At 58.5% G+C, this 24310-nt stretch carries 19 protein-coding genes and 1 tRNA gene; 14 read left to right on the top strand and 6 right to left on the bottom strand.

Features of this window, described 5'->3' with window-relative positions; genetic code table 11:
* Positions 1-5 precede the first annotated feature (5 nt).
* Positions 6-1763, top strand: coding sequence for a Flp pilus assembly complex ATPase component TadA (tadA, locus tag KF841_15640; protein MBX3396789.1), 1758 nt, complete (start codon positions 6-8; stop codon positions 1761-1763).
* Here tadA and KF841_15635 read toward each other — a convergent pair.
* Positions 1738-2316, bottom strand: a complete 579-nt coding sequence (locus KF841_15635; GenBank protein MBX3396788.1) for a DUF309 domain-containing protein — start codon at positions 2314-2316, stop codon at positions 1738-1740. The two genes, tadA and KF841_15635, sit on opposite strands and share 26 nt — an antisense overlap.
* Before the next feature lie 73 nt (positions 2317-2389).
* Here KF841_15635 and KF841_15630 point away from each other — a divergent pair, with 73 nt between their 5' ends.
* From KF841_15630 to KF841_15605, 6 genes are all read left to right on the top strand, one after another.
* Positions 2390-3658: a cofactor-independent phosphoglycerate mutase gene (locus KF841_15630; protein ID MBX3396787.1), complete on the top strand. Its 1269-nt coding sequence runs from the start codon at positions 2390-2392 to the stop codon at positions 3656-3658.
* A 102-nt stretch (positions 3659-3760) separates the two neighbouring features.
* Positions 3761-5215, top strand: coding sequence for a pyruvate kinase (gene pyk / locus KF841_15625; protein ID MBX3396786.1), 1455 nt, complete (start codon positions 3761-3763; stop codon positions 5213-5215).
* A gap of 126 nt (positions 5216-5341) precedes the next feature.
* Positions 5342-6628, top strand: a complete 1287-nt coding sequence (locus KF841_15620) for a glycosyltransferase family 4 protein (protein ID MBX3396785.1) — start codon at positions 5342-5344, stop codon at positions 6626-6628.
* Between the two features lie 18 nt (positions 6629-6646).
* Entirely contained in the window at positions 6647-7510 is an 864-nt protein-coding gene (locus KF841_15615) for an ABC transporter permease (protein MBX3396784.1), read from the top strand.
* A gap of 124 nt (positions 7511-7634) precedes the next feature.
* Entirely contained in the window at positions 7635-8744 is a 1110-nt protein-coding gene (locus KF841_15610) for an ATP-binding cassette domain-containing protein (protein MBX3396783.1), read from the top strand.
* 375 nt (positions 8745-9119) lie between these two features.
* Entirely contained in the window at positions 9120-12611 is a 3492-nt protein-coding gene (locus KF841_15605) for a proprotein convertase P-domain-containing protein (protein MBX3396782.1), read from the top strand.
* A gap of 627 nt (positions 12612-13238) precedes the next feature.
* Here the strand turns inward: KF841_15605 and KF841_15600 are convergent.
* Positions 13239-14051, bottom strand: coding sequence for an SRPBCC domain-containing protein (locus KF841_15600; GenBank protein MBX3396781.1), 813 nt, complete (start codon positions 14049-14051; stop codon positions 13239-13241).
* A 2-nt stretch (positions 14052-14053) separates the two neighbouring features.
* Positions 14054-14665 carry a helix-turn-helix transcriptional regulator gene (locus KF841_15595; GenBank protein MBX3396780.1) on the bottom strand — a complete coding sequence of 204 codons (612 nt, stop codon included), beginning with the start codon at positions 14663-14665 and terminating at the stop codon, positions 14054-14056.
* A 218-nt stretch (positions 14666-14883) separates the two neighbouring features.
* On the opposite strand from KF841_15595, the gene KF841_15590 reads away from it, so the two are divergent.
* Positions 14884-15588 (top strand): peptidase E, encoded by a 705-nt coding sequence (locus KF841_15590; GenBank protein MBX3396779.1) that lies wholly within the window; start codon positions 14884-14886, stop codon positions 15586-15588.
* A 400-nt stretch (positions 15589-15988) separates the two neighbouring features.
* On the opposite strand, the gene KF841_15585 is transcribed toward KF841_15590, so the two are convergent.
* Positions 15989-16723 (bottom strand): MBL fold metallo-hydrolase, encoded by a 735-nt coding sequence (locus tag KF841_15585; protein ID MBX3396778.1) that lies wholly within the window; start codon positions 16721-16723, stop codon positions 15989-15991.
* 352 nt (positions 16724-17075) lie between these two features.
* Between KF841_15585 and KF841_15580 the strand changes: the two genes are divergently transcribed.
* Both KF841_15580 and lat read left to right on the top strand, forming a co-directional pair.
* Positions 17076-17213, top strand: coding sequence for a hypothetical protein (locus KF841_15580; protein MBX3396777.1), 138 nt, complete (start codon positions 17076-17078; stop codon positions 17211-17213).
* 194 nt (positions 17214-17407) lie between these two features.
* The gene (lat, locus tag KF841_15575) at positions 17408-18742 is read left to right on the top strand and encodes an L-lysine 6-transaminase (protein ID MBX3396776.1); all 1335 of its coding nucleotides are present in this window, start codon (positions 17408-17410) and stop codon (positions 18740-18742) included.
* Positions 18743-19175: 433 nt separating this feature from the next.
* Here lat and KF841_15570 read toward each other — a convergent pair whose 3' ends face one another.
* Positions 19176-19346 (bottom strand): transposase family protein, encoded by a 171-nt coding sequence (locus KF841_15570; protein MBX3396775.1) that lies wholly within the window; start codon positions 19344-19346, stop codon positions 19176-19178.
* A gap of 162 nt (positions 19347-19508) precedes the next feature.
* Here KF841_15570 and KF841_15565 point away from each other — a divergent pair.
* Both KF841_15565 and KF841_15560 read left to right on the top strand, forming a co-directional pair.
* A tRNA-Met gene (locus KF841_15565) sits at positions 19509-19581 on the top strand.
* A gap of 116 nt (positions 19582-19697) precedes the next feature.
* Positions 19698-21059, top strand: a complete 1362-nt coding sequence (locus KF841_15560) for a tyrosine-type recombinase/integrase (protein MBX3396774.1) — start codon at positions 19698-19700, stop codon at positions 21057-21059.
* Between the two features lie 108 nt (positions 21060-21167).
* On the opposite strand, the gene KF841_15555 is transcribed toward KF841_15560, so the two are convergent.
* Positions 21168-22769: an SIR2 family protein gene (locus KF841_15555; GenBank protein ID MBX3396773.1), complete on the bottom strand. Its 1602-nt coding sequence runs from the start codon at positions 22767-22769 to the stop codon at positions 21168-21170.
* 455 nt (positions 22770-23224) lie between these two features.
* Here KF841_15555 and KF841_15550 point away from each other — a divergent pair, with 455 nt between their 5' ends.
* Together KF841_15550 and KF841_15545 are read left to right on the top strand one after the other, a co-directional pair.
* Positions 23225-23986, top strand: a complete 762-nt coding sequence (locus tag KF841_15550) for a hypothetical protein (GenBank protein ID MBX3396772.1) — start codon at positions 23225-23227, stop codon at positions 23984-23986.
* 9 nt (positions 23987-23995) lie between these two features.
* A partial coding sequence (locus KF841_15545) for a hypothetical protein (GenBank protein ID MBX3396771.1) occupies positions 23996-24310 on the top strand: 315 nt, incomplete at its 3' end.

The raw sequence follows: 24310 nt of genomic DNA, 5'->3' as shown, positions 1-24310 counted from the left end.
TTGGGATGTCAGCAATCGCACCAAATCCATCCAGAGGCGGCGGCGGCTATAAAGGCCGTCCGCTCGGCCGCATCCTGATCAAGATGAACAAGGTGAACCGCACGCAGGTTCACGAGGCACTGGCGGTTCAGAAGTCGAAGCGCGGTCCGCTGGGTCAGATTCTGATTGACCTGGGTTACATCAAGGAAGCTGATCTGGAGTTGGCACTGGCCGCTCAGATCGGGATGGAGCCTGTCAGTCTCGATACGATCGACATTTCGCCGGATGTGATCAAGATGGTCGCCAACCAGATGGCGAACACGTATCGGATCGTTCCGACGGGCTTTGACGCCGCGACAAACACGCTGGACGTCGCGATGTCGTCTCCGGACAACTTTCAGGCGACGGACGATCTTCGCAAGCTGCTGGCAATGAACATCCGGCCGCTGATAGCGACGGAGGATGCGATTTCGACGGCGCTGAGTCGCTACTATCCTGAAGACGCCGGCAAGTCGATCAATGAGCTACTGGATGAGATCGGGAAAGACACGGATCTTGCAAAATTCGAGAATCGGGGCGAATCGCTCGATCTTGAGGAAATCAAGGAACTGGCCGACTCGAACCCCGTGAAGCAGTTGCTGACGCTTGTTCTGCTTGCGGCGATTCGCGACCACTCCAGCGACATCCACTTTGAACCATTCGAAGACGAATACAAGCTGCGCTATCGAATCGACGGCGTGCTTTACGAGATGATGCCTCCGCCGCGATTTTTGGCGATGGCCATCGCCAGTCGCATCAAGGTCATGGCGAATCTGGATATCGCCGAGCGGCGACTGCCGCAGGACGGCCGCATCAGCCTGACGGTCGCCGGCAATCCGGTTGACTTGCGCGTCGCGGTGCTTCCGACGATGTTCGGCGAATCCGTGGTGCTTCGTATTCTGGACCGCAGCAATGTCAAGCTGGACATGGATCAACTGGGTCTGCGCGAGGACGACCTGAAGACGTTTCGGTCGGTGATTGATCGACCTCACGGGATCGTGGTGAACACCGGTCCGACCGGCTCGGGCAAAACGACCACGCTGTACGCCGCGTTGAACTCGCTGAACTCGATTGATACGAAGATTCTCACGGTCGAGGACCCGGTTGAATACGACATTGACGGCATTGTGCAGGTTCAGGTCAACAATGAGACGGGGCTGACGTTCGGCCGTGCGCTGCGAAGCTTCCTTCGACAGGACCCGGACATCATTCTTGTCGGTGAAGTTCGCGACCTGGAGACGGCGCAGATTTCGATCCAGGCCGCCCTGACCGGACACCTTGTGTTCACAACACTTCACACGAACGACGCGCCCTCCGCGGTCGCGCGATTGCTGGACCTGGGTGTGGAGCCCTTCCTTATTACGGCGACTTTCGAGGCGATCGTTGCGCAGCGACTGGCGCGACGTATCTGCAAGCAGTGCAAGCAGGAGTACACTCCGACTGAGGAGCAGCTTATGGAACTGCACCTCAAGCCGGTGGATGTGGCGGATCGAAAGTTCTACTTCGGCAAGGGCTGCGACTATTGCAATGGCACCGGTTATCGCGGCCGGGTCGGCATTTACGAGATCATGGTCTTCGACGATCACCTTCGAGACCTGGTCATGCAGGGGGCGTCCACCAACGTGCTCATGGAGGCCGCATGCAAGAACGGCATGCGCACGCTGCGTGAGAGCGGTCTTCTGGCGATATTCGACGGCGTCACGACGATCGAGGAAGTGGTCAAGGAAACCGTTCTGACGGAATGATGTAGGGGAAGAATCTCGGAAGGTGCCACGGCGGAGGCATCTTCGCATCCAGCACTCGCTCGCAGTAATCGTCGATTCGCCGTTGCAATTCGAGTATATCAATTCCCATGAAAGGCAATTGTTGGCCTTGCGCGGCCGCCGCGGCTGCGAGATGTTCCCGGCTGGTTATTCGCAGCCGCGCGACTCCCTCGGCATGACCTTGAAAGAGCTGCAGGTGTATCGCCGCGATCTGGATGATCCCCTGCAGATACCTTCGCCGCGCGCTATCGGCGGGCACGACGCGCCAGAGACCTTCCCATGCTTCGTGTGACTCCCACCAGAATCCGTGGTTGTAGAGATCGCAGCCGAACAGGTACGGTTGTGATTGTGGCCAGCGCTCCGGTGGAACCGGTTCGACGCTCGGTTCGGGTTGCCCTGGCGGGCGATGGCTGTGTCCTTGCGGGTGGGCGATCGGGTGTGGGTGGCGTCCCGGGATGAACCGATATGGCGGGAAGGGCGTATCGGTGAAACGCTTTGCAGCGAAGTGGAGTGTATTGACTTCGACCGGAGGCATTGATGGAGATGATAACGAAAGATGGGCCATGCTGTCGCCCGCGATCAGTCGTGCGTTTGTTCCGAGTCAATTGATGTACTGTTCGATCGGCGCTTCGGGGATATACTCACGTCAAGTTGACCAAGCCAAGGATGGGATCGCCGCCGTGCAGACGAAGTACGCCATCATCTTACCTGACGGAGCAGCCGACGAACCGCTTGAGCAGTTCGGCGGGAAGACTCCGCTGGAAGCCGCCCGCATTCCAAATATCGACTCAATCGTGGAGGAAGGCCGGATCGGAACGGTTCGTACCGTTCCGGAGTCTTTCGCACCAGGCAGCGATGTCGCGACCATGTCGCTTCTGGGATATGACGTTCGTGAGTTTTATTCAGGCCGAGCGCCGATTGAAGCGGTCGCAAGGAAGCTGCCACTTCAGCCGGATGACATCATTTTCCGCTGCAATCTCGTGAATGTGACGAACGGAGACATGAGCGATTTCACGGCTGGTCATATTCGTTCAGCTGAGGCGGCTCAGATCATCGAATCGTTGAATGCGGCGATGGACGATCTGGGAGTGAGGTTTTATCCGGGGGTGTCGTATCGCAATCTGATGGTGATTCGGGACGAGACCGCAATGACGGCACAATGCGCGGCGCCGCATGACATTCCGAATGAGCCAATCGCGGACTACTGGCCGAGCGGCCGGGGCGGGCGGCTGATTCGCGAGATCATGGATCGGGCCCGACCCATCGTGGCGGGACACGATGTGAACAAAGTTCGCGCCGATCTTGGCGAGGTGCCCGCAACGGACATCTGGCTGTGGGGCCAGGGGATGGTACCGATTCTGCCGCGCTTCAAGCAGCGTTTCGGGGTTCGCGGCGCGGTGATCGCGGCCGTGGACCTGATCCGCGGGCTGGGCCGTCTTGTCGGTTGGTCGGTGATCGACGTGCCTGGGGCAACAGGCTATATCGATACGGATTATGTCGCCAAGGGACGCTACGCGGTGGAGGCCCTGGATGCGTACGACCTGGTCGCGGTTCACATCGAGGCTCCGGACGAAGCGGGTCACATGGGTGATGCGGCGGCAAAACTGGAGGCGCTGGAGCGGATCGACGAGCATATCGTCGGCCCAGTTCTGGAGAAGCTGCGGAGTTTCGAAAGGTGGCGCATCCTGATTGCGCCGGATCATCCGACGCCGGTGGCTCATCGAACGCATACGGATGTTCCTCCGCCGTTCTGCATGGCGGGAACGGATGTTCCGGCAGGCATTCTGAAGCGCGCATTTAGCGAACGCGCGGCTTTGGAGAGTGATTTTCATGTGGCACTTGGTCATGAACTCATGGACCACTTCCTGAGGCGGTGAGCGGCCCAATGCTTCGGTGTGAATGGACGATTCGATTGGCGAGCCCGTGGCAAACGCGGCCGTGCGTCCGGCGAATTGCGTCGGTTCGGCTCGGATAGAGAAATGCAGCAAATGATTCAGACCAAGATTGTCGCGACGCTCGGACCGGCCACGGACACCGTGGAGATTCTGAAACAACTGATTGATGCAGGTGTCGATGTGTTCCGGATCAATTTCTCGCACGGCAACCTCGAACAGCATGCGCGAACACTGGCGAACATTCGCACGGCCTGCGAGCAGACGGGCTCGATGGCTGCGGTGCTGGGTGATCTCTGCGGTCCGAAGATTCGTATCGACGCTGTTGAGGCCGATGGGTTCGAGGTTCATCGCGGGGATCAGATCGCGATCGTCAACGGACATGTCGTGGGTAATGCGACGCGGATTTCGACCAATCGTTCTGAACTGGTCAGCGAAGTAAAGGCAGGACATCGCGTATTGATCGACGATGGGTCGGTGCGGCTTCGCGTGGAGTCGGCGGGCGCGGACCTGCTGACGTGTCGAGTGGAAGTGGGTGGAGTCATCCGGACGCGCAAGGGGTTGAACCTGCCGGATAGTGATCTTCAGATGTCCGCGATGACTGACAAGGACAGGCAGGACCTTGCGTGGGCTCTTGAGAATAAGCTGGATTATGTCGCGTTGTCATTTGTGCGAAGCGCTGCCGACCTTCAGGAATTGCACGGGCTCCTGCCGCTGTCGGGCAGCGAAATCCGGGTTGTTGCAAAAATCGAGACGATGGCGGCGATCGGCCATCTGGAGGAGATCATCGAGGCGGCGGATGTCGTGATGGTGGCACGCGGCGATCTCGGGGTGGAGACGGAACTCGCGCAGGTTCCGGTGTTGCAGAAGAAGATCGTGCGGATGTGCCAGAACGCCGGCAAGCCGGTGATCGTCGCGACCCAGATGCTGCAATCGATGGTGGAGAACGCCGTGGCGACCCGGGCGGAGGTGAGCGACGTCGCCAACGCGATCCTTGATGGCGGCGACGCGATCATGCTTAGTGCGGAGACGTCGGTCGGCAAGTACCCGGTCGAGGCGGTGCGAGTGATGTGCGACATTGCTCGCGAGACGGAGCGTTATCTTCGGGATCGGAACGAATCCGCGCGGGTGGACGCCTCTCGCACACTTCGGCGGATCACCACGGCGGTCGCGCATGGCGCGAGTCTTCTGTCCCGCGAACTGGATGCCAAGCTTGTGGCAGTCTGGACGGATACGGGCAACACGGGCCGGCTGTTGAGCAAGACGCGGCTGAACACGCCGGTGATCGGGCTTTCGCCGGATCTGCACGTTTGCCGGCGCATGTCGATGTACTATGGGGTGACGCCGATACGCGCGACGCGACCGGTGAGAATTCTTCAGATGCTGAGTGAACTTGATGAGAAGCTGATCGCGGCCGGTCATGTATCACCGGGGGATCTGATTGTCGTGGTCGCTGGCACGCGTCTGGACAAGGAAGGCGCAACAAATGCGCTTCTGATGCACCTCGTCGGCGATGCTTCGCATGCGCCGGTATTTGCATAGGCGGCAATTCAGGCAGGCCGGGCCCTCCGGCCGCTCCGCTCGCCGCATGGTTCCCACTTCGCCGATAGGTAAAGGAGTCATCATGCGTTGATGCGTTCGCTGACGTGTCGGCGCCCGGGAGTCTCCATGCCGAAAGCACCCGCCGCGACGTTGGTCGCGCAGAACGGTTTGTCGCAAGATTCACGATCCACGTTGATCGACTCGAATCCGGCTTCGGGCCCGATCACGGTCTGCCACCCGGTCTGGCGGCTTGGCCGCGGCGGACTGGAATTGCAACTGATCCATGCGGTGAACGGCCTTCTGGAAGACCGGTTTCGGCATGTGGTGGTGGTGCTTGACTGGAGTGACGAGAATGAGGCACTTGTCCAGCGAATCGACCCATGCGTGACCATTGTGCGCCAGTCTGCGGCGCTCAAGTCGCGCAATTGGTCGCGCGTGCTGGCGGGGATCCTCGCGGAGCAATCCGTGGACGTCGTTCATGTTCGCGGGATGTCGCTGCTGCTGGATTCACTGATGGCGGTCGAGCTGTATGGCGAGGCCCGCATCGCCTGTAGCTTTCACGGATTTCAAACCGGCATTGGGGAATTTCAGGGCGTGCGCCGCAAGGTTTACCGCGAGGCGCTTCTGCGCTGTGACGACCGATGGGCTGTCGGATGTACCGCCGCCCGGGCGATCGCCAACGAATTGAATCTGCCAGCGGACGCGTTCGGCGTGGTTCGAAACGGCGTGGATACCGAGCGATTCGCACCGGCGATTGATCGGATCGCGGTGCGTCGGGATCTGGGTTTGCCGGTGGACAAAGCGGTTGTGCTCTGCCTCGGCAATCTGAAGCCGATCAAAGGACAATCGATTCTTCTGGAAGCGATCGGACGAATGGGCGCCGTTGCGGAACAAGCCTGTTTCGTATTTGTGGGGGCGGATGGGATGGGCGGGCTCCTCAGTCGATGGGCGAACGAACGGCTGGAGGACATCGATATTCGATTTGTCGGGGAGGCGGACGATCCGGTGTCCTGGTACCAAGCGGCTGATTTGTTTGTGCAGCCATCGATATCCGAGGGGCTTTCCAATTCATTGCTTGAAGCGATGTCTTGCGGGCTAGCTGTGGCTGCTTCGAATGCGGGGGGCAATTCGGAGGTTGTTGAGGACGGCCGCACGGGGATGCTTGTTCCGGCGGGGGATCCCGCGTCGTTGGCGCTGGCGGTCAGTCATCTGGTCGCTCGGCCGGCTGTTGGCATTGAGATGGCGCGAGCGAGCCGTGAGCGGGTGATTCGCGATTTTGCAATGCAGTCGATGGTCACCCAATTGGCGGACCGGTACATCGCGCTGGCTGATCAGACGGAGGCGAGCAGCGAGGATCCCGACGTTGGGGAAACGGCAAATGCGCCGCGACGCTTCGCTTCGGCCGGGCGATGAGATTCACTGAGCCAATCGATGACAACGATCTCGCGAACTGGGTATTTGCATATTGGCGCGCCGCGATCGCGGATTGCATTGTTGTGGCATTATCGCGAGCTGATGTGGATGCTGGCTTGGCGTGATATCCGTGTTCGTTATAAACATTCGCTGCTCGGGGCCGCGTGGGCGGTGCTTCCGGCCGTCGCGATGATGGTGATCTTCGGTTTCGTGTTTAACCAGGTCGTGCAGGTTGACAAGGCGAAGCTGACGGGCAGTGCGTCATTGCCTTACGGGCTGTTTGCATTCTGCGGGCTTGTTCCGTGGACGTTTTTTGCGAACGGGCTTTCGAACTCGATTGGCTCGCTTGTCGCGAACCGACCGCTGGTGACGAAGATATATTTCCCTCGCGAGGTTTTTCCGATCTCGGCCGTGATCAGCGCGTTTGTCGACTTCCTGGTGGGGCTGGGTGTGCTCGCGTGCTACGTCGCTATTCAGCATTTTCAGGAGAACGGCTGGCAGTATGAGTTGAGCGCCGCCGTGATGTATCTGCCGGTTGTGGTCGGCGTTCAGATTGTCCTCATGACGGGGCTGGGCCTTGTTCTGTCGATGGCGAATCTATTCTATCGGGACGTTGGCTTTCTTTTTCGTTCTGTCATTCAGCTCTGGATGTTCATCACCTGCGTGATCTATCAACTGGAAGCCGCTTCGGGCTGGAAGCGGATGCTGATTCAGATGAACCCGATGACGCCGATCATTCGAGGCTACCGTGACTGCCTGATACACGGTCGATCTCCGTTGGATGTGGCGTTTGGATCGGCAGCGGTGGTATCGATCTGCGTGCTGCTGGCGGGTTGGGCGTGGTTTCGACGGCGTGAGCACGAGTTTGCGGAGATGATCTAGCGGCGGAATCGGAGGAACGGGCTTGCAGTCGGGCAGCGCTATTGAGGTCGAGCATGTCGCGAAGCGCTTTCGCCGCGGCACGAGCCGAAGTTCGCTGCGCGGACTCATTCGGACAAATCGTGCGATGGGGCTGACGGGCGAAGTCGCGGACGCTGGCGCGTTCTGGGCGCTTGAGGACCTGACATTTCAAGTTGCACAGGGCGAAGCGCTCGCGATCATCGGGCCGAACGGCGCTGGCAAAAGCACCGCGCTGAAGTTGTTGTCGGGAATCATGCCGCCGACGCGTGGACGGATCGTGGTGCGAGGTAGAATTTCCGCGCTCATCGAAGTGGGTGCCGGATTTCATCCTGATCTGACCGGTCGAGAGAACATTCATTTGAACGCATCGGTGCTGGGCATCGGACGTTCTCAGTCGCGGCGGATATTCAATGACATCGTCGAATTCGCCGGCATTGCGCCGTTTCTGGATACACCGCTCAAGCGATATTCAAGCGGGATGTACGCACGACTGGGCTTCGCTGTCGCGGCGCATGTCGAGCCCGATGTGCTCCTGGTCGACGAGGTTCTGTCGGTCGGGGATCGGGTGTTCCGTGCCAAGTGCATGGACCGGATGCGACAGTTCCGACAGCAGGGTGTTGCCGTCATACTCGTTTCGCACGATCTGAATGCCGTGACTGGTTTTTGCGATCGTGCCGTTGTGCTCGATCGCGGGCGAACCACTTTTACCGGTGGTGCGACAGAGGCCGTGTCGCATTATCACCGCGCGTGTTTTCCAGCGTCGACGGGCCGTAACGGTTCAGACTCCGTCACACGGCGCGAAATGACGATATCCATGTTCAATTCGCGTGGAGAGCCGTCGCTTTCATTCGTGTCCTGTGAGCGCATCGCCGTGGTGTGCGATGAAGTCGCTGCGACGGCCGGTTCGGTGGCGGTGTTCCAGCTTCTGCGGCTGCGGGATGGATTCGTGGTGTTCGAGGAGAACTGCGAACCTGCTCGCTGGGGCTTTGGGAGAGGCGGTGAGGATGCGGGCGTCGGTTGCGCTCAACTTCGATTCGATCTGGCGTTGAACGTGCCTCCGGGAGAATACATTGTTCGAATTGGAGTCAGAGGCCGAGACAACACGCCGTCCGCACTAAGCGTTGTCCTTGGGGAGTGCCGTTTCATGGTCACTGGTCCGGTCCGATCGGGTGGAGTGATCGAAGTGTCTCCAAGGTTTGAGGCGACGGCGCACTGATCCACGGTGATGTCGGGGGCCCAACTCATTGAAGGAATCTTGCAGGCGATTTCGGTGATTCCCGAGATCTCTCATTGCCCGATGTTTCGCGGCTTCCGGGAAAGGTCCGGAGGTTGATTCTCATGTCTATGTTTCTTTGAAAGTTCGCCCGTTTCCGAATCGCGTAAGGATCCAACGGCACGCGATTTGCCGGGAATTCAATATCGCTGACTGCACCCATTTCCTTGCGCGCCTGAGCAACTGGCGTTCAATTTCTGTGCCCGAAATGACTGGTGGTCGGTGCGGTTAATTTCTCAGGTCATTCTCGCGACTTGCAATTCTCGGCAGTGGCAGACGCGCGTACTCACGCCATTCGTGGCCAAGAGGAGTTACGGCATGTCTACCACACGATTGATACCTGTCGGATTGAGTTCGGTTGTGATCATGCTCTTTGCGGTCATTGTGCCGGTGAAGGCTGATCACTGGATTTCTGCTTCAGCTCCCGCGAAGGCGGACACGCCGCCGCCGGATTCCGCCCAGCGTCCCGCGGCGCTCGTTGCGGAGAATACCGCGGCCGTGCTTCGATTTACGGTTCGCACGCCAGGGATTCGCGTGACATCGTTCAAATCCGCAGATGGCGAATTCGTACGCATCAATTGGCCGGACGCCGCGGTTTTCGGACAGGAAGGCGAGCCGGCCATTCCAGTGTTTCGGCGACTGATCGTCGTGCCGGAGAATGCCGTTGTCACTGCGTCGGCGACGATTTCGGTTGAGCCGACATTGATAGAGGCGTCGGTATTGGGCGGCGCTTTCCGTGTCGAACCCGTGCGCGCGCCGATACCCAAGCTTCCCGGGGCTGCCGATGCCGCGCGGCTTGCACCGGACGCGGCAATCTATGGGGCGGATGCCGATCTACCGACAGAACGGATTTCGTTATCCGAGGCCGGCATGGCATCGAGTCGGCGTCTGATGCTCGTTGAGGTGCGGCCGGTGGCCTACAACCCGGTGCGACAGACCGTGCGGGTCTATCCCGAACTTGCGATTGAGATTTCCTTCGGTGGGGTCGCGCCGGGAACCACCCAGGAGGCTTTGCCGGGCGGACTTGATCGCGTTGTATTGAATCCGTCGCCCGAGGGCCTCCCCCGCGATCCGGGAAAGAACTTCCTGATTGTCGTTGCGAACGCGTTTGCCGGTGACATTGCTGAATTCGTGAATGCGAAGGAAGCACAGGGGAACAAGGTGTTTGTTTATATTGCCGCCCCTGGTGCGACTGCGGCGCAGATCAAGACATACATTCAAAACCAGTATGCATCGCCGGAGAATCGGCCGGACTTTGTTCTGCTGATCGGCGATACCAACACCATCCCGAACTGGACCGGCGGCGGCGATGGCGCGCCACCGACGGATCTGCCTTATACGTGCATGGACGGCGCAGCGGATTGGTACCCGGACATTGCGATCGGCCGGTTTCCGGTTCGCAGCTCAGCGCAGCTTGCGGATGTAATAGAGAAGACGCTCTATTTTGAGAATGGGCCTCTCGCGGACCCGACCTATCTGTCGCGTGCCGTGTTCATGGCATCTCAGGACAACTACACGGTGTCCGAGGGCACGCATGAGTATTGCATCACGAACTACATGGATCCTTTCAATATCGAGTCCGATCGCCTCTACTCACATACCTACAATGCGACGACCCAACAAGTTCGAAATGCGTTCAATGCCGGTCGCCTGTACGGAATTTACAGCGGTCATGGCGGCGACTTCGAATGGGCTGACGGCCCTCCGTTCACTCAGGCCGACGTAAACGGCCTTTTCAACGCGGGCATGTATTCGTTCGTGTGCAGCTTCGCCTGCGTGACGGGAAACTACACGCAGACCGAGTGCTTCAGCGAGACCTGGCTTCTCGCGCCCCACAAGGGTGCGGCCGCCATCTGGGCTTCGTCCGTGAACAGCTACTGGACCGAGGACGACGTGCTGCAGCGCACTTTGTTTTCCGTTCTGTTTGACGATTACATCCGCGAGATCGGGTTGAGCTTCAATCAGGCCCGGGCGCGATACCTGACGCAGATGGGCGCCGGTTCGACAACCCGCCGGTACTTCGAAATGTACAACCTCATGGGTGACCCCAGCCTGTACATTGTCGAGGCAGAGGCTGCGCTTCGAGTAAGCCCTTCGGGAGAGATTCGCAGCGCGGGGCCGGAAGGCGGACCGTTCGCGCCGGCGCTTTTCGAATTCACGTTGCGAAACGTCAGTGACAATCCGATCGAATATGAAGTCGCGCCGAGTGACTGGTTGTATGTGCAGCGGGGCGACTCAACGGGGACGCTACAGCCCGGCGAATCGATTCCGATCACGATCGGACTCAGTCCGGAGACGGCTTCGCTGCCGATCGGCATTCACAGCGCCCGCGTGAGTTTCATCAATCAGACGAACCACATCGGGGACGCTTTTCGCGATGTGTATCTCGAAGTCGGTCGATTTGCCTTCAGTTCGATGGATGTGCCGAAACCAATCCTCGACAATGCGACGGCTGCGAGCGTGTTGAACGTGGATCAGCAGGTCTGCGTGGGCGATGTTAATGTGGATGTCAACATCACCCACACCTACATCGGGGACCTGCTGATTCGCTTGCAGTCGCCTCGCGGCACGGTTGTCGCGTTGCATAATCGCACCGGCGGCGGCACAGACAATCTTGTGGTCACCTACGATGACGAAGGCCTCGCTCCTGACGGGCCGGGCGTACTTGCGAACTTCATTCGCGAATCGGCCTTCGGGACATGGACGCTTACGGTTGCCGATCAGGCCGGCGGCGACACGGGCACCTTAAACGGCTGGACGCTTCGCATTCTACCGCTCGGGGATATCTGCCCACCGCTCGCGCACGATGTGTCAGTCCAGACTTCCGTCAATTTGCCGGTCCTGTTCGAGCTTTCCGGAGAGACTGAGAGTGCCGAACCACTGGCATTCGTAATTGAGTCGCTGCCACAGCATGGTGTCATACTGGACGTGGAGGCTGCAATGCTCGTCCCGGCGGTTCCGTATGAGTTGATCGACCATGGTCGATTGCTTCGCTATCGCGCGGCAAACGGATACCAGGGACCCGATCAGTTCACCTATCGTGTGTACGATGTGGCGACCGGCTCTTCGGAGATCGCTACCGTGTCAATTAGTGTCGGTGGGCCGCAGCGTCTTTATCAATTCCCGCTCGATACGAATCCGGGCTGGACAACGACGGGGCAGTGGCAGTTTGGACAACCGCTTGGACAAGGATCGCACAATCCGGATCCGCTGGCAGGGTTCACAGGAGTAAATGTGTATGGGTACAACCTGTCGGGTGACTATCCGAACAGCATGAGTTCGACACTTTATCTAACCACCACGGCCATCAACTGCAGCGGCGCGAGCGATGTGGCGCTCAAATTCCGGCGCTGGCTTGGCGTGGAATCCGCGACGTATGACCACGCGAACATTCAGGTGTCCAACAATGGTTCGACCTGGACGAACGTCTGGGATCACACGGGCGCCGCGCTGGCGGAAACCGAATGGTCGCTTCAGTCCTACAGCATTTCGGCGATCGCCGATGGGCGGCCGTCGGTTTATGTCCGATGGGGTATGGGGCCGACCGATTCGTCGATCACCTATTCCGGCTGGAATATCGACGATGTTGAGATCTGGGGCGTTGTCCCCGGACCGATTCTCGGCGACATGAACTGCGATGGTGTTCTTGATCCGGGCGATATCGATCCGTTCGTGCTGGCGCTGCTGGATAAGGACGCTTATCTCGCAGTGTATCCGAGCTGCAACATCGATCTTGCGGATACAAATGCCGACCTGAGCCTGAGCGGCTCTGATGTGAGCAGCTTCGTGCAACTTCTGCTTGGTTCATGATCGAGCCGGCAAATTGGAACGGTTACGCGCCTGGTGATCGGCGCGGGATTGAGACCTTGCGTGGCGCTGCAATGGCGCCTCGGCCGCGGCATGTGTCCGCGCAAATAACCCACTTTTCGTCGCAAAAAGTGTGATATTCGGGGCGAATATCGTCTTTTTCGCTCCGGATTCCGACATTTTCGGGCCGGAGGGGTAGACTTCGCTTCCGAATGGAGTCTCTTTTGACGTGAATGTCGTTCCATTCGCGGCGAATGTGTGCGGATTCTGCGCGGAGATCGACACATTTCCGGCGTGCGGGGCCATTCCCGGGTCGGCGCAGCTCATGCCCGCGCCGGCGCGGCCTTCTTTTACGAAAGTGGCGGGCGGCGCGGACCGAAGGGGGGCTGGCGGCGACTGACGAAAGGGCCGAAATCGACATCGAGGCGGTCCCGCTCAAAAAGCGCGAGGACCTCATTCCGCGGACGGAACCGGACGTTCGCCGCCTGCTGATCCAAATCATCTGGCCGCGAATGAACGACGCCGCGCGCGGACCTGGTCAAGCGGGAGGCGCAGTCGCCAGGCCATCGCCAAACGATGTCACTGCAAAACGCGAAAACGTAAAACGCAACTGTAGCACCAAAGGCAGGCTTATTGCATCTGCGGCACCGGGAAACGCTCGCTCATCCACGTCTGCCAGGCCGGTTCGTCATGCCCAACGGCTGCCTTGGCCTTGTCACCATACAGATACACGCTTATGCACAACATCACCATGCCGCCGCAGGAGAACGCGCCGATGTATGCGGACCCGGGCGCGGGCGCGTCGAGGCGAAGCAGCACGGTGTGCTTGTGCATACCCTTCCCCAGCGAGTCCACCACACCGGCCATCTTTGGAATTCCGCCCGGCGTGCTCCACTTCTGTCCTTCGGCAAGATCGAGAAGCCCCAGTTCCCCGCCCGCCTTCGTCCAGACCTCCGCCTCGGAATCGCGGGAGATGCCCACAAACTGCATCGCCGAACAGGGCATGCCCTTGAATCGCTCCAGATACATTCGCAGGATGCGGAAGTAGGTCGGCCAGCCCTGCTCCAAACCATCAAGCTGATTGTCCCAGTCGTCAGTGTCGGCGAACAGACTGTGCACCACGCGAACCAGACACTTCCCGCCCGCGCGCGCTTCGACTGACCACTCCGTGGCCACCCTGGGAGAGCCGGGCATTCCCATATCGCCTTCTGTCGTGAAACGCCTGGGAGCCTCCCAAGCGGTTATTGTCGCCGACGAGTCCATGCCCGGTCCGAAAGTGCACACCACTTCACCTCCAGCGCGCTCCTCGCTGCGCGTGGGAACGAACCACGACGAGATGCCGGGCCCGGTGGCAATCGCCTTCCAGACTTCCTCGGGTGTCCCCGGGACTTCGAATTCAACCTGCACCGATCGGCGCCCGGACTGCTCTTTCTTCACGCTCATGTTCATTCCTCTGCTTTGGATTCTTCGGGTTTCGGATACGCCCCGATCATGAGGCGATGTCGACGCCCGCCCGGTGCGGATTCGTCGTGATAGCGCGAGACCAACTCGGCGACCGCGTCGGTCAGTTCACGGCTGAAGGCGGCGCGGTCTACGGCGGACCGGAATCTCACCTCGGTGTCGATGGAGAGCGTCGCAAGGCGCTTGTTGAGCTCTTCGGACTTGCGAAACAAATGTCCGATCTCGCGAATCACTCGGGCCGCCAGTGCCACGAGATAGCTCGCGGATAGTCGATCCATTCCCTTTCCATCCACTTCCTGTGCCGGATCCGCCGCGACAGGCCCGAGCGCGGCCGGCGAAACGACATACGATGAGGCTGTCGCCACAAGGTGTCGCTCTGTCAGTCCGCCCCAGCGCTTCTTACTGACCACCCGAATCAATCCGTGTTGTTCCAGAGTTCGAAGATGATAGTTCACCTTCTGTCGTGCGAGCCCGATTCGGGTGGCGAGCGTCGCTGCGGATGCCGGCTTGCGCAGTTCCGCGAGAAGTCGACTGCGCATCGGATCTAAGGCCACGCTGGCAGACGCCGGATCGTCGATGACTCGCAGGTTCACCATGACGACTAGATTAGCCTTGACAATTTTTTTTGTCAAGGCTCCCTCCACGATGCAGAATTTTGATTGAGAAAAGCCGCGCTACGTAGCCCCGCCGTCATCCGCGACGAAGTCTGCGACGAACTGGAGCATGGGTGACACCCGCACATTTCGCCTTCGGACTCCCAAACAAAGCGAACTCGCCTTGCTTGAAAGGGGACGTGCAACAGTAGAATAGGACAATGGCGAAAAGGCAGATTGTCGCAATGGGAGGGGGCGGATTCCTCATGGCTGCCGGGGACTGCCCGTTGGACGATTACACATTGTCACTCGCGCGAAAGCGCCGGCCGCGCATCTGCTTTCTGCCGACTGCCGGAGGTGACAATCGCGATAACATAGTGAGATTTCACGAAGCGTTTCCGGCGAAGCGCGCGGAGGCGTCGCATCTTCGGCTTTTCGGCGTGCCGCGAAACGATATCCGCGAGTTTCTGCTGTCGCAGGACGTGATCTACGTGGGTGGAGGCAACACGGCGAACATGCTGGCCGTTTGGCGCGCCCATGGAGTTGATCGTGTGTTGGGCGAGGCGTGGCGACGCGGAATCGTGCTCACCGGAGTGAGCGCGGGGATGTTGTGCTGGTTTGAGAGCGGGGTGACCGACTCGTTCGGGCGACCGCTTTCGGCGATCCGCGACGGACTCGGATTCCTTCGCGGTAGCGCGTGTCCGCACTACGATGGCGAGAAGGACCGTCGGCCGACTTATCACCAGCTGTTGCGGGACGGACTGGCAGCGGGGGTCGCCGCGGATGACTGGGCGGCCATTCACTACATCGGCGTGAGAATTCACGCGTGTATCGGCTCCAGGCTCGGCGCAAGATGTTATCGGCTTGACGTATACCGGGGCGCGGTCCGCGAAGTCGCGTTCAAGACTCGTTACATCGGAGCATAATCTCGGCATAGGGTGTCGAACTCGAATTTACCCACGACTTCTCGACCGGCGCCGCAAAATACCGATGCCGTGGACAGGCTGAGCGCCGTCGAGAAAAGTCGAAACACAAACTTTGCTCGAACACGACGCCATCCGTGAAAGCCCGAGCCAGACGAGAAATCGCCGAAGATGCTCAAGCCAAGACCGCTCTTAAAAATCCATCCTCGATCGTGCTGGTCCGGTTTGCTCAACGAGAAAGCCCGTCGACGCGCTCACCGGGGCGCTCGGTCGATCGGGGATTCGGCGCGACAGTCTGCCGACAGAACGGTTCGCACAGGAAACTCGATACGGCGGGGAACTTCAGGCGGATGCCGTGCAGGTGAGCCGCGCGGAATGGCATTCCGCGGTTTGCCGAGGATGCTCATCGGTGCGTCGGCGATCCGAGCATCTCCTTCATCACGCCGTCCAAGTCGAGAAGGGCCCCCGCGCAGTCACCTCGGTACGAGCTGCCGTGCATGATCGCCAGCGTTTTGGGGCGAAGCGCGGCCAGTCCCTCCAGCAGGGGGCGCGTGTTCGGTGTATAGGGCATGTAGTCCATCAGCGGCCCGGCCTGAAATGCGGCGAGCGACTCGCGCGTTCGCCCGAGAACATCCGAATCGGTCAGAGGTTCTACGTCGCCGTTGTGCGTGAACAGATCGCCACAGAACAACACGCGCTGCGTCTCCTCGAAAAGCACGCCTGCGTCCCATCCGTGCGGCAGGTGCGGCGTTGGCTGGTGTCTGAAGCGGAAAGCGCCGGTGACCAGCGTGTCGTCCGGCGTTAGCACTCGAGGCGGACGGTCGGCGTAGTCGTTGAGATTCACCAGTGATCCGACCACACCCGAAACAGCCTGTGCCTGCGGTGCAACCTTAAGCCACTCATTGAGCGAACCGCATTCGTCCACTTCGAAGTGGCCGAACCCGATCCAGCGGAGCGTGGCGGGGTCGATCACATGTCGCACCGCTTCCAGCACCTCCGGAAACATGCGCCGCATACCGGTGTGGTAGAGCAGTGGCTCCTCATCAACCACCAGGAAGTGATTGAATTGCAGGTTGATCTCGGGGTAGAGGATGCTGATCCGATGGATGCCGGGTGATATCTCGTTGATCGATGTCATGTCGAATCTTCCCCGGGAACGGCCCAGTCGGAACCGAGTCCCTGATTATCCAGATGCTCCGCTGCGGTCGATGGGTAGCCGCGCGGGCGGCAAGAAAAGCGAGATGGACCTTACTCCGTGTGGATGGTTCGCACAAGAATTTCGGACCGGGTTTGCCCCGGAAAGGCCCTGCTTCCGATCCCATCATGTTTGACCCCTCAACCTGCCTGTCGATAGAATATCGAGGTAATGCTACGAATGTCCGTTCGGACGGATCGCCATTCCGCGTTCGAATCCGTGAAGTCTGAATTGAATTCACGGAGACGGGGAGCGGCGGTTCGCACGCGGGCTTCGATTTGCCACGGAGTGGCTTGTGATTGGCGCTTCCGAACAACTCACGGCACACCTGATTCAGTGCTGGCAACACGGCATCCGTCGCTGGTTCGGCGTGCTCGCGCGCAGGCACACAATCGGCCACGCGGACTTCATGTCCAAAATCTTCAACGAATGAGCGCCCCTCGGGCCATCCCGTGACAATGCGCCGCGAATGATTGCAATTTTGCTTCGGCCTGCGCGTCGCCTTGTTCAGAGACGCAGCGGCTTTCAAGCCGATCAATTCGTCAACAATCCCTGCGAATCAGACTTTTTCCGTCGCCTCGCCTGGCGTCAGCCCATGCGAAGGCCATTGGTATGTGGAGATGTCCAATGCGAACTCAATCCCCGACTGCCGCCAAGATCAATCCGACCAACGTTCTTGCCGAACTCAAGAAGCACATACTCGTCGACGGCTTCGAGATTGTCGTCGATCTGGAGCGAAGTCACGGATGTCGGCTTTATGACGCACACTCTGATCGTTCGCTCATTGATCTGTATAGCTTCTATGCATCCATGCCCGTCGGGTTCAACCATCCGCATTTCCAGCGATCGGAAGTTCAGGACGATTTGCTCGCGGCAGCTTCGATCAAAGTAGCGAATTCCGATGTCTACAGCGTCCAGATGGCGAGGTTCGTGAACACGTTTGTTCGTGTCGTGGGTACGCCGGAATTGCCGAAGTTGTTTTTCATTGAAGGCGGGGCGCTGGCCGTCGAGAATGCGCTCAAGGCCGCGATGGATTGGAAGGTGCAGAAGAATCTGGCAGCCGGTCGCGGCGAAATCGGGACGGAGGTGTTGCATCTGCGGCACTGCTTCCACGGCCGATCCGGGTACACAATGTCTTTGACAAACACGGATCCAAACAAGACAGCCTACTTCGCGAAGTTCGATTGGCCGCGTGTCAGTTCGCCGGCGATTGATTTTTCTCTGCCTGAACCGCGGAGGGTGGAGAAAGCCGTCGCGGATGAGAAGCAGTCCGAAGCGGAAATCATGAAGGCCATTGCATCGCGGCCGCATCGCATCTGTGCGATCATCATCGAGCCGATACAGGGCGAGGGCGGCGACCGGCACTTTCGAAAGGAGTGGTTCGAAACGCTGCGCCGCATCGCCGATGAGCACGAAATGCTGCTGATATTCGACGAGGTGCAGTCGGGCATGGGCGTAACGGGTCGGAACTGGTGTTACCAGCACTTCGGCGTGACTCCGGATCTGCTCTGCTTCGGAAAGAAGGCGCAGGTCTGCGGTGTCATGGCAGGGGCACGTCTCGACGAAGTAAAGGACAATGTGTGGCGAAAGCCCAGCCGCATCAATTCCACCTGGGGCGGCAACTTCACGGACATGGTCCGATCGACACACTATCTCGATATCGTCGAGAAGGAGGGGCTCGTTGAAAACGCCCGGGAGATGGGTCAACTCTTCCTGGACAAGCTCAGCCGACTTGCCGATTCGACGCCGCAGATCACCACAGTTCGCGGTCGTGGCCTGTTGTTGGCGTTCGATATGGCCGATGCCGAGACTCGCAACCGATTCTGGCGTAACTGCTTCGCGAGTGGGCTGCTCGTTCTAAGAAGCGGAGATCGGTCGATCCGCCTGCGACCCGTGCTGGACATCCGTCCCGAGATCATCGAAGAGTCGATCACATTGATGCAGGACGCGCTGAAGCGATAGGTGGACGTAGCAGTGGGGCGTCGTGTGCCGTGGTCGATGAACCGGAGACAGCGTGGTATTGCGCATGAGTTAAGCACGATCGGAATAATTTCCGTTGATCTCATGTGCGATCGGCGGATCCAGCTGAGTTGGCTTGTGATCGGGACTGACGCGCTGGGTGGGATTGCGTGAATCCCCGACGGGAGGGCGTTCGTCCCCGCATCCACCGGAATATGGTCCGGCACGATCTGCGCTTCGCGGGCGAAAGTTGCCAGTCAGTGAACCCCGGCAAAATTGATGGCCCTGCACCCCGCGCAGTGTCTTGCCATCGATCGACACGGACTGCCATCCGGCCGACACCCGACCCATGGTCCGGCGACGGATGGTCTGTTCGAAGGTTTTGTGATCCAGCGCGGTGAACAGATTGTGCAACGTCGCGCAGCACGGCAGATGCTCACGAGTGATTCAAGCGCCGCCGCAGCGCAAACGACCGGCCATGATTGCGGCCGAACTGGTCTATCGCGTGCAAACTCCTCGCGCCTGGCAGCATGGTCAACACCGACAACATCAAGATCGCCTGAAGGGGATGCCGGCGCTCCGAAGCTTCCTGTGGATCCGGAATCACCGATCACGCTATCTCCAGCGACGTTGGATTCGACATGATGCGGGCTTCCATGATCTATCATCACAATTGGCAGGCTGTCGTCTTAGAATTGGAACACGTTGGCGAGAGTGCTGCAGGCCTTGACAGATTAGGCCACAGGCCCTAAGTTGCCCGGCTCACGATTGCGGGGTAGAGCAGTTGGTAGCTCGTCGGGCTCATAACCCGGAGGTCGCTGGTTCGAGTCCAGCCCCCGCTAGTTTCCTTAAAGCACGCCGATCGCAGGATTTGCGAACCCGCCTGATGTCAGGGCGGTGCGGCCTGAAGCGAAAAGCAACCCGGTAATTACCGGATTGTCGCTTCGAGGTTCGCACCATGTCCTTGCAATTGCTCGAAAAATCCGTATCCAATCAACCCCGCGTTCCTTCCCTCCGGCTGCATAAGCCCTCCGGCCGTGCCGTGGTCACGCTCTCCGGTCGCGATCATTACTTGGGGCCGTACGATGCCGATTCTTCGCGGCTGGCGTATGAAAAGCTGATCGGCGAATGGCTCGCCAACGGTCGGCGGCTGATAGCAAACGAGGATTCACCCGGTGGCGTTGAGTCGAAGTGCGAGAGCGTCTCGGTCGCCGAAGTGCTGCTCGCCTTCCTGGAGCATTGCCAGCGGAAATACGGGGCAAGGCGGCAGTTCCCGCGCATCATGAGCCGGATCAAGACGGCGCTTTCCGTCATCAAGAACCTGTTCGGGATGATCCCGGCGGCGAAGTTCGGGCCGAAGGCGCTCGTTCAGGCGCGCGACTATTGGATCGGGACGGGGCGATCGCGGAAGACGGTCAACGACAACACAAAAGTCGTAAAGATGTGCTTCAAGTGGGCCGTGCGGGAAGAGATGATCCCGCCGGTTGTGTGGCACGGGCTTTCATCGGTCGAGGGCCTTCGTCGCGGCGAATCGGTTGCTGCGGAACCGAAGAAGGTGCGGCCGGTCGCTGACTCTCATGTCGATGTGGTGCTGCCCTACCTGCTGCCGCCGGTGAGGGCGATGGTGGAGTTGCAGCGACTCACCGGGATGCGGCCTGGCGAAGTGTGCATCATGCGGGCTTGCGATCTTGATATGACCGGCTCGCTGTGGAAATACACGCCTGCCTTTCATAAGACGGACTACGCGGAACACGACCGTGAGATTTTCCTGGGGCCACAGTCGCAGGCGGTCTTGCGGCCGTGGCTTACCAATGTGCTTGAAGCCTTTCTGTTCCGGCCGGCGGACGCGGTCGCCGAGTGGCTCAAGCGCCGGGGAGAGAAACGACAAACGCCGCTCGTCTTCGGAAATCGACCGGGGACGAATCGCAAGCAGAAGCCGCGTCGCGTGCCGCGCGAAGCGTATGACGTGGGCTCCTATCGTCGGGCGATTGATCGGGCGTGTGTGCGGGCCGATCGCGATGCACGAGCGAAGGCTGGACAACCGAAGTGCGAATCGTGCGAAGGCCGTGGCGAAATCACGCTTGAATCGAAGCGACGGCGGATGTGCAAGACGTGCAACGGTGTCGGCCGATCAGGCGACGTGCTGATTCCCCGCTGGCATCCGCATCAACTGCGGCACAGCTATGCGACGCGAGTCCGAAAGGAATACGGCATCGAGGCGGCGCGGGTGATGCTTGGTCATCAGCATGTGGGCGTGACGGAAGTTTACGCCGAACGTGATACAGCGGTTGCGGCGGTCGTTGCTCAGAAGATTGGTTGAAATCAATAGACTTGCCCGGACAGACACACGGCACTTTGTGCCGACGAGCCTCGCTCGACTATCCAGGAATCCTAATTTCACTGGAAAACGCTACGAATGATCGCTCGATTATTTGATCTGGCGCACTTCCTCCACTGCGCCAAGATCGTTGCGAATCAAGATCGTATTCAGCTTTCCGAGTGAATGCAGCAATTCGGGTGATGCCAGCGGGCACTTCAGTTCCTGGATGTAGATGATTCCATCATCGGTGTGCGCAGCGATGTTGATAGATTCAGAGTCCAGTTGGTTGTAGTCATCCGCAGATGCCGCCAGTATCGTCACGCTCGCCCTATCCTTTCCTCCAGAGATTCGGATCGCCACAGGACACCACTTTGAAAGGTCGATGCCGCATTTCTCCGCGAACTGCTCGATTCCGCTTGCAGAATTCCATTGCAGGATCGCCGTACCGAATAAGTCGCCAGACGGGGTTTCGACTGGAAATGCTACTTCGTACTTTCTCTGAGTCCTCTGAGGCGCACGCGGCCAGTCCTTCTTATCGATTGGCCTTCCATGGAATGTGGAGGGTTCAACGACCTGATCTAGAATTTCGTACGATAAGCCATTCCAAAAAGACACGGTCTTTTTCCAGTCAATGAACGGCCGATCTTTACAAAACCGCTCCTGAGCTTCTCGTGTCTGTTGGAAATCCACGATCTTGAGGTTTGTCGGCTTGAAGCGTCCGGGGTCGTTGTGATTCTGAAAGTTAGCAATTGCCTTTATTACAGGTGCCAAGGCGTACTCGTCCTGTGCAGGAAAAGAGAAGCCTATGACGATCAATTGAGACTTGGAAACACCCATCGTATTGAAACCATACCAGAATTCGAGCAAGGGACTTAAGTAAACGATCTTTGAATGCGATGGAGCAACCAAGAATGGTGTTGGGCTTACCGCCTGCGGATCGGAAAAGAGCGGGGCCAGATTGCGAGCTCGATATAGATAAGAAAATGGATCATCCTCTGGATAAGGCTGCTCGACCAGAGGCTCGACCTTAAATTCTGTTTCGTTATCGAAGACGGCGTGCCGTGGTTCGGAATTGAGCGGGTTCTTCCGATGTAAAGATTTCCCGCGATCGTACCGCTCGCGGGAAAACCAATCTATCGATCCGTGCAATTTGCAGATTATGATCTCATCGTCTGGAAATCGTAGCGTTCCCGATCCACTCCGATGAACCTCGTCAAAGCGACTAGGACATAGTCGATACTTAATGCCAGCCCTGTCGCAGGCAGTTTCTAATATTGTATCGTAATTGAACGTCAGGATGACATCCCCAGGGCTCAGCCGCTTTGCAAAATCAATGTAGAGTTTCCACTGGGTCTCACTCATCCTTATCTGGCATTCGTAGAGTAATCTCGCAATCAAGAATCTTACATATATTTGTGTATCGTTCCCTTCGATGGATAACGTATCGCTACCTTTCAGACCTAGGTAGTGTTCCAAGTCCAGGTAGCTTATGAAGTCTTCAAGGTTTATGGTTTCAGCGCCTGGCTTTGCGCCGGTCCTGAGACGTCGATATTCGCGATAGTCCTCTATGGCCCGCTTAGCGCGAAAACGAGCGCCATTCGGCATGCTGTCAAAGCGTGATAAGAGAAGAGACATGAGTTTGTTGTTGATGGGCAAGCCTGCCGGTACTGAAAAACCCGCTCCCAAAATGATCAGCCGATGCGGTTCCATGATCCGAATTGAACGGGTTCAGCCACCCTGTTGCAAGCGGGATGTACGAGAGGCAGCCTCGCCGATGTGAGCGAGGCCGCCATTGGGCTTGGCTATTCGGCGGCTTTTCGGTCTTCAAACAAGTTCCCCACCTGCTGAGCGGCCCCGGCGGCGACGATCACAAGACGCTTGTCTCCGCGAAGGTACTGTAGCCAACCTTGCGGTTACGCGGATTGGTTCTCGATGGTTGCAGGCGGGATAAGAAAATACTCTTGATGTGGCAGTGCGGCAACCGCACACTCCGGCCTTGCAATCGATGGGAGGCAAAATAAGCGGCCGCGCGCAGCGGTCAACGGTGGATCGCCCGGAGGGAAGGGACCCTTTGGGAAGGGACCTTGACGGCGAGCACGGTTGCTACAATCTTGTCTTTTTCTGAATGCCAAGGCGGGGTGTTATTGGTGCATGGGAGCCGCTGCATGAATCTGATGGATGAACTGCTGGGTGGAGCGATCGGTCACTATGGATTGGCTGGTTCATTTGAGACGCTCAAAGAACTCGTTCAGCGAATTCACGTCTGGGGGGATGAAAAAGACGCATCGATCAGCAACGGAGATTTTTCAGGGGAGTATGGCGGCGACATATATGCAGATCTCTGTATCGGGCGGTGTTTTGTGGACGCGGCTTGCAGTCAAACTGTCGTCGCGGCCATCTGCCCGTTTATCGAATCCCTGTTTACCCGCGCATTTGCGATCATGAGGCCGGCCTGGCAGGCCGGTTCGGCAATTAAGAGCCATCTGCGTTGGACCAAGCAGCTAAAGCCCGGTGATGAATATAAGCGCTGGAGTCCTTCGTGGGTCTTCAATGTCAAGTCTTATCCGCGTCAGGGATTTATTGAGGGCACGCAGCAGTTGCTCGAAGCTTTAGGGTTTGGCTCAGCCATCCCAACGGATTCCCCTGAATTCAACCTGGTATCGGCACTCTTCCTTTACCGTAATAAGTCGCTGCATCACGGATATGAATGGCCAACCGACCCACTAAACGCATTCAAGCTCAATATGGACGCGGCAAGCCGGAAAGATTCGCGATGGCAGCAGTGGTTCGATATATCAACGATTGGTGCTGACTTGTGGATGATCACGATCACCAAACAACTTGTCGTTGATTCACTCGGTGCAATGCAATCGATTGCAACAAGTCTCCGAGAAATAGAAAATGAGATTCTGCTCTTGTCGAAATGAGGTTTGACCGTGATGCCGAAGCTTGAGATCATTACCTTGTATCGTTACTTTGCGTATGCTGCACAAATGCGCAAGCTCTTTCGCAATTCCCTCTCTGAAGAATCGCTACAGGAGTTTATGCGAGATGAAGCATCGCTTGTGCTGTTTTTCTACTCTGAACCCGGCATCTATCTGAGCTATTCATACTCAGGTCTGTACCTAACAATAGAGGGCTGGAGGGACTTAAGACTGCGCGACGCAAAACTCGACGCGCTCCTCGCGTCGCCATTCGTCGATCGTTTGCGGCTATTTCGCAATGCTACCTTTCACTATCAGAAGGAACCC

It is taken from the genome of Phycisphaerae bacterium, from assembly GCA_019636475.1.
In the GTDB taxonomy this organism is placed as follows: Bacteria; Planctomycetota; Phycisphaerae; order UBA1845; family UTPLA1; genus JADJRI01.
Note: the sequence above shows the minus strand (reverse complement) of the source record. Positions and strands in the feature narration are given on the sequence as shown.